Raw genomic sequence first — 13,476 nt, forward strand, 5'->3', positions numbered from 1 at the left:
GAAGCGGTTTTCCGATAAGATCGTGCTCAAATATCATGGGGTGGGATCGTCATGGCCGACGCGGGGGACTACCGGATTCTGCATGAGGCGGCCTTGCGGGACTATCTCGCGGGCATAGCCGACCTGAAGGCACTCCTCGGCGGCGAGCCGGCCGCCTGGGGCATCACCGAGGTCGGCGACGGCAATCTCAATCTCGTCTTCATCGTCAAGGGCGCGCGCGGCGGCGTCGCGGTGAAGCAGGCGCTGCCCTACGTCCGCCTCGTCGGCGAGAGCTGGCCGCTGCCGCTGTCGCGGGCCCATTACGAGTATCTCGCCTTGTCGAAGCAGGCCGAACTCGCGCCCGGCCTCGTGCCGGCCCTGCTGCACCACAACGAGACACTGGCGCTGACGGTGATGGAGCTGCTCGAGCCCCACATCATCATGCGCAAGGGGATGATCGCCGCAACGCAATATCCCGGTTTCGTGGACGACATCACCACCTTCATGGCGCGCACCCTGTTCTTCACCTCCGACCTCGCCCTGTCGGCGGCCGAGAAGAAGCAGGGCATCGCGGCCTTCGCCGGCAACCACGCGCTCTGCAAGATCACCGAGGACCTGATCTTCACCGATCCCTACCGCATTGCCGAGCAGAACCGCTGGACCGCGCCTTATCTCGACGGCCTGGCCACAGAGTTGCGCGACGACATGGACCTGCACGTCGCGATCTCCCGCCTGAAGCTGAAGTTCATGGCAAGCCCGGAGGCGCTGCTCCACGGCGATCTCCACACCGGCTCGATCATGGTGACGGAGAGCCAGACGCGCGTGATCGACCCCGAATTCGCGTTCTACGGCCCGATGGGATTCGACGTCGGCGCCGTGCTCGCGAACCTCCTGATGGCCTATTTTGCCTCGGCCGGTCACGAGCGTACGCCGGGCGAGCGGCAGGCGTTCGAAAGCTGGGTGCTGGAGACGGTCGAGAAGGTCTGGAACGAGTTCGCCCGCAAGTTCCTCGATCTCTGGCGCGCTGGCGCCACCGGCGACGCCTATCCGGTCACGCTCTTCGCCGGCGAGAAGGGCGCCGCATGCCTGGAAGCCGAGCGGCAGGCTTACATGCAGCGGCTGTTCGCCGACACCGTCGGCTTCGCCGCCGCCAAAACCCTACGCCGTATCTTCGGCCTCGCCCACAACATCGACTTCGAGCTGATCGAGGACCCGAAGAAGCGCGCGATCAGCGAAGCCCGCGCCGTGCGGCTGGCGCGGGCCATGATGGTGGAGACGGGGGCATTTGGGACGATCGCCGACGTCACCGGCGCCGCACGAAAGCTGCGGGACTGGATGCCGGAGTTTGCCGACGGCTAGGGGCCGATGCGCATCAATAAAGCCGCATCGGCAGCAGGACGCCGTCCGTGCCGGCCAGCAGACCCCAGGTCTCGTTGGCCGTGACCTCGAACTCCCGGCTCTGCGTCGTGCCGCCCTCGACCTTGAGGGTGACCTTGTACTTGCCGGGCGGCAGATCGATCTTTTGGCCGTCAGGTATTTCGGCTGCGGCGGAGTCGGAGTGCGCCAGTTTCTCGCCGGCGTGCGCCGCCAGCTTGATGGTCTGGTCGGCGACGGTGATGACCGCCGCCTCGTCCGACTTGTTGCCGAGCATCAGCTTTGCCTGCCTCGGTCTCGGCAGGAGGCCGGCATTCGCGATACCCGGCTTGCGCAGCGAAAGTTCGGCGATTGTCCTGTCGTCCTGACGGGAAAGCCGGAGCAGGACCGGTCCACGGGCCGTCGTGAAGGTGATCACGGCCCGGTCTGGTTCGACCACCGTCTCGATCCAGCCACGCTTGCCGAGCTCGGCACGATAGAAGCCGAGCACCGCCGTGAGATCGCGCGGGGTCTCGGCGTAGACTGACGCGATGAACGGCGAATTCTTCGCCGTAGCGATGCTCCAGCTCTCGGGCAGTGGCAGACCGGTGCCCTGGGAAACCCTGGCTTCGAAACCCGCACCTGCGCCCCGTGCGACCGCTCTGACGGGGATGCTCAGCAGTCGTTCGACGAAATTGTCCGGAGTGTCATGGCCCCGGACCGCCCACCACGTTTCGTCAAGATAGTCGTTCACGCCGATGGTGCGACTCCAGCTGAACCGGATGCTGTCCGCCTCGCTGTACCGGCCGAGGCTGGCCGCGACCGGGCTTGCCAGCACGGCCGTGGCGGCGAGCAGTCCGCCCGCGAGCAAGATACCTAGCGTTCGGCGATTCATTTTTTCCGTGATCCCTGGGGCTCAGATAATGATCCTGAGCTTGGTCGCGTTGATCACGAAAAATGTTCACTGCTCTTGGTCGCTCATGATGCACCGCAATCGGCGGCTTGCACCGCTTGGGACGCAACCTGGCCTCCGAGGGTCTCGCGAGCGCCGCGTTCCGGAACCCGTCGCCATCAAAACGAAGCTTGCGTTCGACGGGCTACGAATGATCAAATCCCTAATCGGAATACCTGCGTTGTTGGGGGACACATGATGTTCAGGATGATCGCGATCGTCGCTGGTTTGGGGCTGGCGCTCGCCACCTCGGCGGAGGCCCAGGCGCCGCGCAAGGGCGGAACCATCCGCATGACGGCGCCTTACGGTTCGAGTTTCACGAGCCTCGACATTCACACCACACAGCGCGCCCAGGACGAGATCTACGCCAAGGCGCTGCACCGGTCGCTCTACATCTGGAATTCCGCGGAGGGCAAGCCGGTTCTGGAGCTCGCCAAGGAGGACGTGGTCTCGGGCGGCGGTCTCGTTCACACCTTCAAGCTGCGCGACGACGCCTATTTCCACAACGGCCGCAAGATGACCGCCGACGACGTCATCTGGTCCTACAACCGCATCATGGACGGCACCAAGGCCTATCCCGGCGCGCGCTTTGTCCGGGTGATCGAGGGCGCGGCCGCGGTCGAGAAGGGCCAGGCCAAGGAGATCTCCGGCCTGAAGAAGATCGACGACTTCACCCTCGAGATGAAGCTGACCGAGAAAGTCGATCCGGGCTTCTATTTCTTCACCGCGCTGACCTCGATCTATCCCGCCGACGAGGCCGCCAAGGAGAGCTTCATCCAGAAGCCGATCGGTCTTGGGCCATTCAAATTCGTCGAGCACGTGCCGGGTTCGCGCATCGTTCTGGAGCGGTGGGACCGGTTCTACAAGCCCGGCAAGCCCTACGCCGACAAGGTCATCGTGTCGATCATGGGTGAGGCCGCGGCGCGCGACGTTGCCTTCCGCAACAAGGAGATCGACACCTCGGTGCTCGGGCCCGCGCAATATGTCGCCTATCAGTCCGACGCCGACCTCAAGGGCACCATCGTCGAAGTCGCCGAGGTCTTCACGCGCTATATGGGCATGAATCCCTCGTTCAAGCCGTTCACGGACAAGCGCGTCCGGCAGGCGATCAATTACGCGATCGATACCGACCTCATCATCAACAAGCTGGTCAAGGGCAAAGCCTATCGCGCCACCGGCTGGCTGCCGTTGACATCTCCAGCCTACGACAAGGCGATGAAGCCGTACCCCTACGATCCCGCCAAGGCCAAGCAGCTGCTCGCGGAGGCCGGCTATCCCCAGGGCTTCGAATTCGAATGGACCACCAGCCAGAATGAAAGCTGGGGCCTGCCGATCGTCTCGGCCGTCATCCCGATGCTGGACAAGGTCGGCATCAAGGCGAAGGTCAAGCAGGTCGAGACCGCGGTGCTGGCCGAGGTGGTGCGCAGCGGCGACTACCAGGCCTTCATCTATTCCCAGGCGACCGGCCCGGATCCCCAGGCCGCGCTCAAATGCTTCCACTCCTCGACGCCGCAGCCGGCCTGCAACTACATGAACTACAAGAATGCCGACTTCGACAAGCTGATCGATGCGGCAGGGCAGGCCGACGATCCCGCAAAGCGCACCGAGCTGCTGCAAAAGGCCAATGCGCTGCTCTATGAGGAAGCGCCGGTCTGGTTCTTCAACTACAACAAGGCGGTCATGGCGGTGCAGCCGTGGCTCAAGGGCGTTCAGCTCAATGCGACGGAGCTGACCCACCAGAACGTCGAAGTCCTCTGGGTCGACGAGACCTCGCCCGCGAAGTAACACGCGCTCTCGCGCTCCCTCCATCGCGACGAGCGGTGGGGGGAGAGAGGAAAAGCCTGGATGCTCTCGTTCCTGCTCCGCCGTCTCCTGCAAACCATTCCGACCGTGCTCGCCGTCGTGCTGCTGGTGTTCGTGCTGTTCAGCGTCGTTCCCGGCAGTATCGTCTCGTCCATGAGCGACGACAGCGATCCCCAGGTCGAGCTGCGCATGAAGAAGCAGCTCGGCCTCGACGATCCCCTCTATTGGCGTTTCGGCGCCTACATCGCCAAGCTCGCGACCGGTGACTTCGGCACCTCGTTCCGGACCCGCGAGCCTGTCACGACCATGATCGCCAAACGGGCCTGGCCGACGCTGCAGCTCATCTTCACGGCCATGACGTTTGCGATTCTGATCGGTGTTCCCCTTGGTTTCATCGCAGCGCTGAAACCCGGGGGCATCGTCGATACGCTCGCCATGGTGCTGGCGGTGTCGGGCCTTTCCATTGCCAAATTCTGGCTCGGATTGGTGCTGATGTATCTGTTTGCGTTGAAGCTCGGCTGGCTGCCGAGCTTCGGCTATGGCGATGGAGGGCTGAAATATCTGCTTCTGCCGGCCGTGACGCTTGGCGTCTCGCCGATGGCGCTATTTGCCCGCACGACGCGCGCCGCGGTCCTCGAGATCATGACCGCCGATTTCGTCCGCACCGCGCGCTCGAAGGGCATGAGCGAGACGCGTGTGGTGAAGTGGCACGTGATGCGCAACGCGCTCGTCATCATTCTCACCACCGTCGGCCTTCAGTTCGGCGGGTTGATGGGGCAGGCGGTCGTGGTCGAGAAACTGTTCTCCTGGCCGGGCATCGGTTCGCTGCTCGTCGACAGTGTGCTCCAGCGCGACATTCCCGCCGTTCAGGGCTCCATTCTCGTGGTGGTGCTGGCCTTTCTCGCGATCAATCTGCTGATCGATGTGCTCTACGGCGTGATCGATCCCAGGATCAGATACGCATGAAGCTCCGCGCCAATCTCATCATCGGTGGCGCGGTGTTCGCGCTCGCGATCCTGGTCGGCCTGCTCGCGCCCTGGCTGGCGCACACCGATCCCGTCCTGGACGCCAACCTCATGAACGCGGAGGAGCCTCCGAGCTGGACCTGGTGGTTCGGCACCGACGACCAGGGCCGCGACATCTATTCCCGTGTCGTCTACGGCGCCCGCGTCTCGCTGACCGTCGGCATCGTCTCGCAGCTCATCAACAGCGTCATCGGCGTCGCGCTCGGCTTGAGCGCGGGCTATTGGGGCGGCTGGTGGGACGATTTCGTCAACGGCCTGACCAATCTGATGCTCGCGATCCCCTCGCTGATCTTCGCGCTCGCCATCATGGCGGTGCTTGGCCCCGGCCTCACGAGCCTGCTGATCGCGCTCGGCCTGACCAACTGGTCTTTTACCTGCCGGATCGCACGGGCCTCGGCGCTGTCGCTGAGGAGCCAGGGCTATGTGCAGGCGGCGACCGTGCTCGGCTACGGCGATCTGCGGATCATGGTCACGCAACTCTTGCCGAACATGCTCGGACCGATCGTCGTCATCGGCACGCTCGGCATGGGCAGCGCGGTGCTGTCCGAAGCCGCCTTGTCGTTCCTCGGCCTCGGCGTCCGCCCGCCGTTTCCGAGCTGGGGCAGCATGTTGTCGGATGCGCGCGAGCAGATCACGACGGCGCCGTGGCTCTCGGTCTTTCCGGGCCTTGCCATCTTCCTGACGGTGCTCGGCCTGAACCTGCTCGGCGACGGCCTGCGCGACATTCTCGATCCCCAGTCGCGGAGCCGGCGGACATGACCGGCGCGCCGCTGATCGAAGTCGAGGATTTGCGCATCGATCTCGACGACGGAGCGAGGCGCGTCGCGGCGGCCGAGGGCATTTCATTCCGCATCGATCGCGGCGAGACATTCGGCCTGGTCGGCGAATCCGGCTGCGGCAAGAGCATCACGGCGCTCGCCTTGATCTGCCTGTTGCGGCAACCGTTGTCGATCGGCGGCGGCGTCATCCGGTTTGAGGGACGGGAGATCCAGCACCTTTCCGCGGCCAGGCAGCGGGAGCTGCGCGGCAATCGCATCGCCATGATCTTCCAGGAGCCGATGACGGCGCTGAACCCGGTCTCGCCGGTGGGCCGGCAGATCGCCGAGATGTTCGTGCTGCACAAGGGCAAGAGCTGGCGGGAAGCCAACCAGCTCGCGGTCGAGGCGCTGGCGAGCGTCCGCGTCCCCGCACCGGAGCGGCGCGTCAACGACTACCCGCACCAGCTGTCCGGCGGCATGCGTCAGCGCGTCATGATCGCCATTGCGCTTGCGTGCGGTCCGGACCTCCTGATCGCCGACGAGCCGACCACCGCGCTCGACGTGACCGTGCAGGCGGAAATCATCGAGCTGATGCGCAATCTGTGCGCCGAGAGGGGAACGGCGATCCTGATGATCAGCCACGATCTCGGCCTCGTCGCTAATGTCTGCCGCCGTGTCGCCGTCATGTATGCCGGCCGCATCGTCGAGGAGCGCGGCTCCGCCGATATCTTTAGGGCGCCTTCGCATCCCTATACGCAGGGCCTGGTCGCCTCGCTGCCGCGGCTGGGCAGTCGGGCCGCGCTTGGCCGCACCAGGCTCAAGGAGATCGCGGGCGTGGTTCCAGCCATCACGAATTTCCCGGATGGCTGCCGGTTCAATCCGCGCTGTACGCAGGCCACCGAGATTTGCCGCACGGTTGCGCCGCAGACGGAGTTGCTGGAGGCCGGCGGTTTCGTCCGGTGTTACCACCATGCATGAGCCGCAAGCCATGCAGGGGGAAGCGAGGCCGGACGACGATCTCATTCTCAGTGTCGAGGATCTCGCGGTTCATTTTCCGATGGGGGGCGGCCTGCTGGGCCGCAGCCGGCGGGTGCTCCGTGCCGTCGACGGCGTTGATCTCAGGCTGAGACGAGGCGAATGCCTCGGCCTTGTCGGCGAATCCGGCTCGGGCAAGTCGACCGTCGCATTGTCGATCCTGGGTCTGTTGACGCCGACGCGCGGCCGCATCGTGCTGGACGGGCAGGTGGTGACGAACAGGCAATCCGGCGACCGAAAGTCGCTGGCCCGCACCGTGCAGATCGTCTTTCAGGATCCCTACGCCTCGCTCAATCCGCGCCAGACCGTCCGCCGCACGCTGGAAGATCCCCTGCGTGTGCATGGCGTGACCGCAAAAAGTGAGATCGAGGACCGTGTTGCGGCGATGCTGCGGCACGTCGGCCTGCGGCCGGAACAGGCCGACCGCTATCCGCATGAATTCTCCGGCGGCCAGCGCCAGCGCATCGGGATTGCGCGCGCCCTGATCCTCAATCCCAGGATCGTCATCTGCGATGAGCCCGTGTCGGCGCTCGACGTCTCGATCCGCGCCCAGATCATCAATTTGCTGCTGGAATTGAAGGACACGCTCGGTCTTTCCTACATCATGATCAGCCACGACCTCGGCGTCGTCGAGCACATGAGCGACCGCGTCGCCGTCATGTATCTCGGCCGCATCGTCGAGAACGGCCACTGGCGCGAAATCTTCGAGCGGCCGGCGCACCCCTATACGCAAGCCCTGATCGCGGCCATCCCCGATCCGCTGCGTCATGCGCCGTTGGCGACGACAGGGGGCGACCTTCCCAACCCGCTCAATCCGCCGAACGGATGCGCCTTCAGCCCGCGTTGCCGGTACGCGGAGGCCGTGTGCCGCCACGAGCCCGGTCCGGTGCTGGAAACGCGCGCCGATGGACATGAGGTGAGGTGCTGGCGGGCTGACGAGATGGCGGGGCAGGCGGCATTGGCCTCGACCGGAGGCGGGCATCCCTAGGGATGGAAGGCGCGTCCGTCGCGGTCAAAAGCGTCGCTCTAGCGGCCCGCTAGTCACGTCCGGTCTGTCCTGACAGGCGGACGATTTTTAGGATCCGCCCATGGGCCATCGCCTGGGGTTGATCCTTGGCGCGGTCCAATCGCGTACCGCCCTATTTTCATGTGTGCTACATGGTTGGGTAGCAAAATGTAGCAGGAAAGGCAGATCATGACTGACGATCAGGTCAATCTCGTCGTTCAGCACCTTTGCGAGCAATTGCACTTGGCGCTCCGGTTGAAGGGCAGCGAGGCCCATCCACCAAACGCCAAGGATATTGGATTCGATCCGGCCTCTGTGAGAACCGTATTGCTGACCGGCTTGCGTTCGGCGGGTGTCACGACCCACCACGAGGCGGTCGGGAAGAGCGAAGAGCCGCCGTGGTCCTAGACACAAAACGCGGGACAGAAGCCCCGCGCCGATGTCTCAGCTGGGTCAGCAGCAGACAAATCCACGACAGCGTCCATAGGTCCGTTAAGGGCCAACAACCGACGTTCGATATATCGTCCGTTCGCATCTCGGAACCGCGTCGCGGACGCCGTAGTTAACTGCTCGATTGTATTCGCTTGACAAACGGCGGTCTCCGCTGACCATCGAGGATGTTGCTCCCGCCCAGTAGACGCGGATGTAAAGCGAGAACTGGCCACTCGCAGGCAGCCAGTTGCTCTCTTTGTCTACTTGTCTACGCTCGGTGATTTTGGCACCAGCGCGCAGCGTCAACGAACCGTCCCGACATTGAACGTTCGCTTCGCAGGGAACGTTGGCGGCATCTTGCCGCTCGCCTTAGCGCCAGGTTGCCGGTTCGCAGGGAGGCTTATTAAACGGACCTCCGGCATAACTGCCGACGTCTGGAGCCCGGACACAGTGAACGACGTTGGAGGTAGGGACGACTGCACCGCTTTTGTCGCGCCACGCCGACCTACGCCAGCTTGCCGGTTCGCAGGGAGGCTTATTAAACGGCCCTCCGGCAAAACTGCCAACGTCTGGAGCCCGGATGCAGTGAACGACGCGGGACGGATGGACGGCTGCGCCGTTTTGGTCGTACCACGCGGCCATGGCCGGATTAGCGAACATGGCCGCGGCGATCAGTCCTACCGAAGCAAGCTTCCTCATTTGCGCGTCTCCTTATGTGTCAATGATTGAACGACTGACTATCCTTTGCGGCTCATTCCTACCGAAGAGACTGCAAGCAACATTTTGCGGTATCGACTATGCACATCATCAAGGTTGATCTATATCAACTTCGCCCGAATACGGCGGCTGATGACCGCTCTGGGTCAAACCACGAAAAACTCAACCTGAGCAAATTCAGTCCGCTATGCCCTATTGATCGGACCTCAATGAGGCGTGCCGCCACTTCGCTGATGGGCCCAATTGCAGACAAGCTTTGTTGAGGAGCCTTCGAGAAGCTCATCAAAAATCAGCGCCGAGGTCATGCGCTACGGCAGCTACCGACCGCCTCGCCACGCAGTTAGGCGCGGGATCCAACGCGGCACATTGATGCAGAACGCTTCGTATTCCGCGCCGAATGACCTTTTTAGCGTCGGCTCTTCGTAGCCCACGACAAAAAGGTGGAAGGCGAGCCAGACGACTGCGCCGTAGGCGAACAGCCCCCAATCGCCGAACAGGAGCGCCTGGCCGAAAATGACGGCGGCGACCGCCACGTAGATTGGATTGCGCACATAGCGATAGAGGCCGGTAACGACGAGATGTTGGGTCGGGGCGATCGGCGCCGGCGTGCCGAGCCCCTGCAGTGCGAAACGCGCGAATGAATCCACGAGCCCGGCTAAGCCGGCAACAATTAGCGCGGCGCCGACGAAGCGCGTGAGCTCGACGCCGAGAAACGGCAACCTGAACTCCCAGCGTGAAATCCACCATGGGACCACCCCAGCCACCACGCAGGGTGCGAACAGGAAGAAGATGGCGGTGCCGATGACGGCAGCAGTTCTTGGCATAGACACGATCCGTTCCCTGCTATTTTAACACACCGCACCGGGAGCGCGTCAGGTCCGCCTTGGGTCATGAACGACAAAGCTTGAACTGAGCGCAATAGGTCTGCTTTCGGGCAAATTGCCACCAACCCGCGCTCGTTGTCCTGACAATGAGTGCAGCTAGCGCGCTACGGCGCGGAAGGCCCGGCGCGGACAACACCGGTGTTTCTGCTATAGTGCGACGTTCGAACTTGCGGGGCGGCTGCTTCAAGGGTTGAAATCATGCACAGAGCATCTGGATCATTACTACTTGCCTTCGTTTTTATTCTATTTGCTCCGCAAGTGCGGGCGCAGCAGATTCCGGCCGAAACCGTTCAGGGAATGCTTGCGGCCCAGATACGCACGCAAGGCTTCACTTGCGAAAAGCCACTCGGCGCAAAGAAGAACACGAAGGCGTCTCGACCTGATCGCGACGTTTGGGTTCTCAAATGCAGCAACGCCATGTACAAGATCACGCGCGTTCCCGATATGGCGGCGAAGGTCGAACCGCTGCCGTGAGCTCGGTGGTCTTTACGGGACCAGCGCCATGATGGACTTGTGCCGGTGTTTTGCCTGACGTCTCAAACGTCCTAGCGGCGAGGGCTCAAGCCATGCCTCACGGCCGCCTTAACTTCCGCTGATGCCGACCAGACGAGGGCGGCGGTTTGCGAGAGGATTTTCGGCCGGCAGGGCGCGCAGCCACGCGCGAAAACCGACGATTTCGGGGCAATCCGCGGTGCCTTCAGGCGCGATCAGCCAATCACCGAGGCCTGATCCCTCATTGACCCGGTCGCAGCGATAGCCCGGATGGTGGCCGAGACCGCGGGCGATCAAGAGGTCGACCTTGCCCTCGATCAATTCGTGCAGGCCGGCCGGCTGCAGCACCCGCAAACCGATCTCCGCATGCGCGCTGCGAAACTCCGCCAATTCGAGCCGGCGCAGGTCGAAGCTGCCATGGACCCCCAACTGCAGCAGCACCGCGCCCGCCGGCTTCAATTGCGAGGTCGCCTCCGCAATGTGGCGAAAACCTTCGGAGACCCCGGGCAGATAGGCCTGACCGGCCGCGGTGAGAATGAGCTGCTTATGCAGCCGCTCGAACAGCTGCACGCCGAGGCGTGCCTCCAGCGCCTTCACCTGCTGTCCCACGGCGGCAGGTGTCACGTGCAGCTCGTGCGCGGCCAGCTTGAAGCTGAGATGCCGGGCGGCGGCCTCAAAAGCGCGGAGCGCGTTGAGCGGGGGAAGGGCGTAGGTCATCGCACCGCAGTTTGACACCGATGGGCCTTGGCCTTGCAATAGATTTTCTTGCGCTGAACCGCAGCAACAATGCTTTGATCGGCGCCGTCATCGCCGGATACGGTCGGCCCGCAATCCGGAGACCCCCCGTGCCCCGTCGTTTAGATCATCTCGTCATTTGCGTCCGCGATCTGGAACAGGCCGCGCTGGATTGGCAGCGGCTCGGCTTCAACCTCACGCCGACCGGTGTGCATCCGTTCGGAACCAGCAACCGCCTGGCGCAGTTCGCCGACAATTTTCTGGAGTTGCTGGCCGTCACCGACAATGCGTTGGTGCCGCCAGCCACGCCGGGCCATTTCAGCTTCGCGGCCCACAACCGCGATTTTCTTGCGACCGCCGAGGGAATGTCGATGCTGGTCTTGCACAGCACCGACGCCCATGCCGATGCCGTGCGTTTCAGGGCCGACCGCATCGGCGATTATGCGCCGTTCGATTTCGGCCGCGACGCGGTGCTCCCGGGCGGAGGCACGGCGCGCGTCGCGTTTTCGCTGGCCTTTGCCACCGATCCCGCCATGCCCGGGATCGCGTTCTTCACCTGCCAGCAGCGTCACCCGCCGGAACTGTTCTGGAAGGCGCAGTATCAGCGTCATCCCAACGGCGCCCTCCGCGTGGTCGAGGTGGTGATGTCGGCGGCGGAGCCGGCGGCGCATCGCGATTTCCTCGAGCGCCTCACGGAAGGCACGGCCGAGCTTGCGCCGGGGCGGCTGACGATTGGTGAGCGCGGCAATCATATCACCTTGCTTGGCCCGTCCGAGCTGGCGCGCCGGTTACCGGGCCTCGCGAACAGCGCTTCGCCGCGCTTTTGCGCGGCGCGTCTGGCGGTCGCTGATCTGGATGCGACAGGGCGAACACTGAAACACAACGGCGTCGGCTTCGCGATGACCGGTGCCGTGCTGTTGGTGCCACCCGCCACCGCGCATGGTCTGGCGCTCGAATTCGTCGAACAGGAGGCAAACTGACATGGCTCACATCGTCAACCACAATCCCGCAACGGTCCATCCTCCCGCCGGCGGTTACAGCATGGGACTTGAATTGACGCAGCATCGCCGCCTGTTGTTCATCAGCGGCCAGGTGCCCGAGAAAACCGACGGCACCGTGCCAGAAGGTTTCGAGGCGCAATGCGAGCAGGCCTGGCGCAACGTGATCGAGGTGCTCGCCGCCGCGGGGCTTGGCGTCGAGCATCTGGTCAAGGTCACCACGTTCCTGACTGACCGGACTCAAGTCGTGACCAACCGCACCATTCGCAGCAAGGTGCTCGGCGAACATCGGCCCGCGCTGACGGTCGTGGTCGTCGAGACCGTTGACAGCAAATGGCTACTCGAGATCGAGGCGATTGCCGCGGAATGAAGCCAGCTTCGCCAACCCTGCAATGAGCCCTCAGGTGTCCAATGGCTGAGAACATCCATCCCTTCGACCAGACGCATCGGAGCGCAATGGAGGTCGCCATGCGCGATCGACTCGACCTTGCCGAAGCGATGCTGCGCGAGCGCACGCATCTCACCGACATCGACGGGATCAGGCGGGAGGTGATGGAGGAATTCGAGATTGTCCTCACCCAAATGCCCTATGTCGGCGGCGCGGCAAGCCGCATGAGCGATTTCTTCATGCGCCTGATGGGGTTCATGGCCATCAGCCGGGTGCTGCGACGACACGGCGTGCCGGTGCCTGTGATTGGCGAGATCGAGCGAGACACCTACAAGGCGCAATTGCTGACCGTATCAGAAGCGAAGCGTCTCGCCTCGGGGCGACAATTCATGTCGCCTGAGAACCAGGCCTTGCTGCGCGAGCAGGCGGCAAGGAGCGTTACAAAAGCTCATCAGGAAGAGTTTCCGGAAGACTTCGTCTACGATTTCGTCGAGCCTGGTCCGCAAGACAGCTTCGAATTCGGCATCAACTACAAGGCCTGCGGCTTCTGCAAGCTCGCAGCGCGCCACGGGGACAAGGACATCCTGCCGAATATCTGCGGCCTCGATTTCGTCGCCTACGCAGCGCGCGGCATCCGCCTGCAGCGCACACAAACATTGGCGGGCGGCGCGAGCCACTGCAATTTCCGCTTCGCGCGGCTACCATCGGATGAGAAGGCTGAGAGCTAACCCGCCTTCTCATGCTCTGCGATCGAGGTGGTGTTGTATTGTCCGCCGTTGCCACATCGTCATTGCGAGCGCAGCAAAGCAATCCAGAATCTCTCCGCAGCGGCAGTCTGGATTGCTTCGCTGCGCTCGCAATGACGGAGGTCGGGCACGGTCCTGAGCCCATCGACATTCGCGCCATGATGACATCCTGC

14 protein-coding genes are annotated in these 13,476 nt (G+C 63.5%); 11 read left to right on the plus strand and 3 right to left on the minus strand.

Annotation, left to right across the window (positions count from 1 at the left end; all coding sequences use genetic code 11):
* Nucleotides 1-51 precede the first annotated feature (51 nt).
* Complete coding sequence (gene mtnK / locus ACVJ5M_RS22605) at nucleotides 52-1,338, plus strand: S-methyl-5-thioribose kinase (protein WP_354097706.1); 1,287 nt, start codon at nucleotides 52-54, stop codon at nucleotides 1,336-1,338.
* Nucleotides 1,339-1,351: 13 nt separating this feature from the next.
* Here the strand turns inward: mtnK and ACVJ5M_RS22610 are convergent, their stop codons facing one another.
* Complete coding sequence (locus ACVJ5M_RS22610) at nucleotides 1,352-2,227, minus strand: hypothetical protein (protein ID WP_354100159.1); 876 nt, start codon at nucleotides 2,225-2,227, stop codon at nucleotides 1,352-1,354.
* 252 nt (nucleotides 2,228-2,479) lie between these two features.
* Here ACVJ5M_RS22610 and ACVJ5M_RS22615 point away from each other — a divergent pair, with 252 nt between their 5' ends.
* The 6 genes from ACVJ5M_RS22615 to ACVJ5M_RS22640 all read left to right on the plus strand — a co-directional run bounded on the left by ACVJ5M_RS22615 (nucleotide 2,480) and on the right by ACVJ5M_RS22640 (nucleotide 8,319).
* A complete protein-coding gene (locus ACVJ5M_RS22615) occupies nucleotides 2,480-4,069 on the plus strand; it encodes an ABC transporter substrate-binding protein (protein WP_354100160.1) in 1,590 nt (529 codons plus the stop codon).
* A 60-nt stretch (nucleotides 4,070-4,129) separates the two neighbouring features.
* Entirely contained in the window at nucleotides 4,130-5,053 is a 924-nt protein-coding gene (locus ACVJ5M_RS22620) for an ABC transporter permease (protein ID WP_063982990.1), read from the plus strand.
* Nucleotides 5,050-5,871, plus strand: a complete 822-nt coding sequence (locus ACVJ5M_RS22625; RefSeq protein ID WP_354097703.1) for an ABC transporter permease — start codon at nucleotides 5,050-5,052, stop codon at nucleotides 5,869-5,871. Before ACVJ5M_RS22620 ends, ACVJ5M_RS22625 begins: the two co-directional genes overlap by 4 nt.
* A complete protein-coding gene (locus ACVJ5M_RS22630; RefSeq protein ID WP_354097702.1) occupies nucleotides 5,868-6,848 on the plus strand; it encodes an ABC transporter ATP-binding protein in 981 nt (326 codons plus the stop codon). Before ACVJ5M_RS22625 ends, ACVJ5M_RS22630 begins: the two co-directional genes overlap by 4 nt.
* Nucleotides 6,841-7,893: an ABC transporter ATP-binding protein gene (locus ACVJ5M_RS22635; RefSeq protein WP_354097701.1), complete on the plus strand. Its 1,053-nt coding sequence runs from the start codon at nucleotides 6,841-6,843 to the stop codon at nucleotides 7,891-7,893. Before ACVJ5M_RS22630 ends, ACVJ5M_RS22635 begins: the two co-directional genes overlap by 8 nt.
* Nucleotides 7,894-8,100: 207 nt before the next feature.
* Nucleotides 8,101-8,319, plus strand: coding sequence for a hypothetical protein (locus tag ACVJ5M_RS22640; RefSeq protein ID WP_063982993.1), 219 nt, complete (start codon nucleotides 8,101-8,103; stop codon nucleotides 8,317-8,319).
* Nucleotides 8,320-9,377: 1,058 nt separating this feature from the next.
* Here ACVJ5M_RS22640 and ACVJ5M_RS22645 read toward each other — a convergent pair.
* Nucleotides 9,378-9,884 (minus strand): methyltransferase family protein, encoded by a 507-nt coding sequence (locus tag ACVJ5M_RS22645; RefSeq protein ID WP_456679389.1) that lies wholly within the window; start codon nucleotides 9,882-9,884, stop codon nucleotides 9,378-9,380.
* Nucleotides 9,885-10,142: 258 nt separating this feature from the next.
* Between ACVJ5M_RS22645 and ACVJ5M_RS22650 the strand changes: the two genes are divergently transcribed.
* Nucleotides 10,143-10,418 (plus strand): hypothetical protein, encoded by a 276-nt coding sequence (locus ACVJ5M_RS22650; RefSeq protein WP_354096081.1) that lies wholly within the window; start codon nucleotides 10,143-10,145, stop codon nucleotides 10,416-10,418.
* A gap of 108 nt (nucleotides 10,419-10,526) precedes the next feature.
* Here ACVJ5M_RS22650 and ACVJ5M_RS22655 read toward each other — a convergent pair whose 3' ends face one another.
* On the minus strand, nucleotides 10,527-11,153 hold the full coding sequence (locus ACVJ5M_RS22655) for a LysR family transcriptional regulator (RefSeq protein ID WP_166096981.1): 627 nt from the start codon (nucleotides 11,151-11,153) through the stop codon (nucleotides 10,527-10,529).
* A gap of 74 nt (nucleotides 11,154-11,227) precedes the next feature.
* On the opposite strand from ACVJ5M_RS22655, the gene ACVJ5M_RS22660 reads away from it, so the two are divergent.
* From ACVJ5M_RS22660 to ACVJ5M_RS22670, 3 genes are read left to right on the plus strand one after another with little or no spacing between them, the layout of a single operon-like run.
* Nucleotides 11,228-12,151: a VOC family protein gene (locus ACVJ5M_RS22660; RefSeq protein ID WP_456679390.1), complete on the plus strand. Its 924-nt coding sequence runs from the start codon at nucleotides 11,228-11,230 to the stop codon at nucleotides 12,149-12,151.
* Between the two features lies 1 nt (nucleotide 12,152).
* A complete protein-coding gene (locus ACVJ5M_RS22665) occupies nucleotides 12,153-12,539 on the plus strand; it encodes a RidA family protein (RefSeq protein ID WP_354097699.1) in 387 nt (128 codons plus the stop codon).
* A gap of 41 nt (nucleotides 12,540-12,580) precedes the next feature.
* Entirely contained in the window at nucleotides 12,581-13,285 is a 705-nt protein-coding gene (locus ACVJ5M_RS22670) for an L-2-amino-thiazoline-4-carboxylic acid hydrolase (protein ID WP_354097698.1), read from the plus strand.
* Nucleotides 13,286-13,476: the final 191 nt, after the last annotated feature.

The sequence above is a fragment of the Bradyrhizobium sp. S3.7.6 genome (assembly GCF_054061875.1).

What these genes read in the sequence shown, in the direction of transcription:
- ACVJ5M_RS22665 (WP_354097699.1), top strand. Translation starts at nt 12,153, where the DNA reads ATGGCTCACATCGTCAACCACAATCCCGCAACGGTCCATCCTCCCGCC.
- mtnK (WP_354097706.1), top strand. Translation starts at nt 52, where the DNA reads ATGGCCGACGCGGGGGACTACCGGATTCTGCATGAGGCGGCCTTGCGG.
- ACVJ5M_RS22645 (WP_456679389.1), bottom strand. Translation starts at nt 9,884, where the DNA reads ATGCCAAGAACTGCTGCCGTCATCGGCACCGCCATCTTCTTCCTGTTC.
- ACVJ5M_RS22620 (WP_063982990.1), top strand. Translation starts at nt 4,130, where the DNA reads ATGCTCTCGTTCCTGCTCCGCCGTCTCCTGCAAACCATTCCGACCGTG.
- ACVJ5M_RS22625 (WP_354097703.1), top strand. Translation starts at nt 5,050, where the DNA reads ATGAAGCTCCGCGCCAATCTCATCATCGGTGGCGCGGTGTTCGCGCTC.
- ACVJ5M_RS22650 (WP_354096081.1), top strand. Translation starts at nt 10,143, where the DNA reads ATGCACAGAGCATCTGGATCATTACTACTTGCCTTCGTTTTTATTCTA.
- ACVJ5M_RS22630 (WP_354097702.1), top strand. Translation starts at nt 5,868, where the DNA reads ATGACCGGCGCGCCGCTGATCGAAGTCGAGGATTTGCGCATCGATCTC.
- ACVJ5M_RS22640 (WP_063982993.1), top strand. Translation starts at nt 8,101, where the DNA reads ATGACTGACGATCAGGTCAATCTCGTCGTTCAGCACCTTTGCGAGCAA.
- ACVJ5M_RS22610 (WP_354100159.1), bottom strand. Translation starts at nt 2,227, where the DNA reads ATGAATCGCCGAACGCTAGGTATCTTGCTCGCGGGCGGACTGCTCGCC.
- ACVJ5M_RS22635 (WP_354097701.1), top strand. Translation starts at nt 6,841, where the DNA reads ATGCATGAGCCGCAAGCCATGCAGGGGGAAGCGAGGCCGGACGACGAT.
- ACVJ5M_RS22655 (WP_166096981.1), bottom strand. Translation starts at nt 11,153, where the DNA reads ATGACCTACGCCCTTCCCCCGCTCAACGCGCTCCGCGCTTTTGAGGCC.
- ACVJ5M_RS22670 (WP_354097698.1), top strand. Translation starts at nt 12,581, where the DNA reads ATGGCTGAGAACATCCATCCCTTCGACCAGACGCATCGGAGCGCAATG.
- ACVJ5M_RS22615 (WP_354100160.1), top strand. Translation starts at nt 2,480, where the DNA reads ATGATGTTCAGGATGATCGCGATCGTCGCTGGTTTGGGGCTGGCGCTC.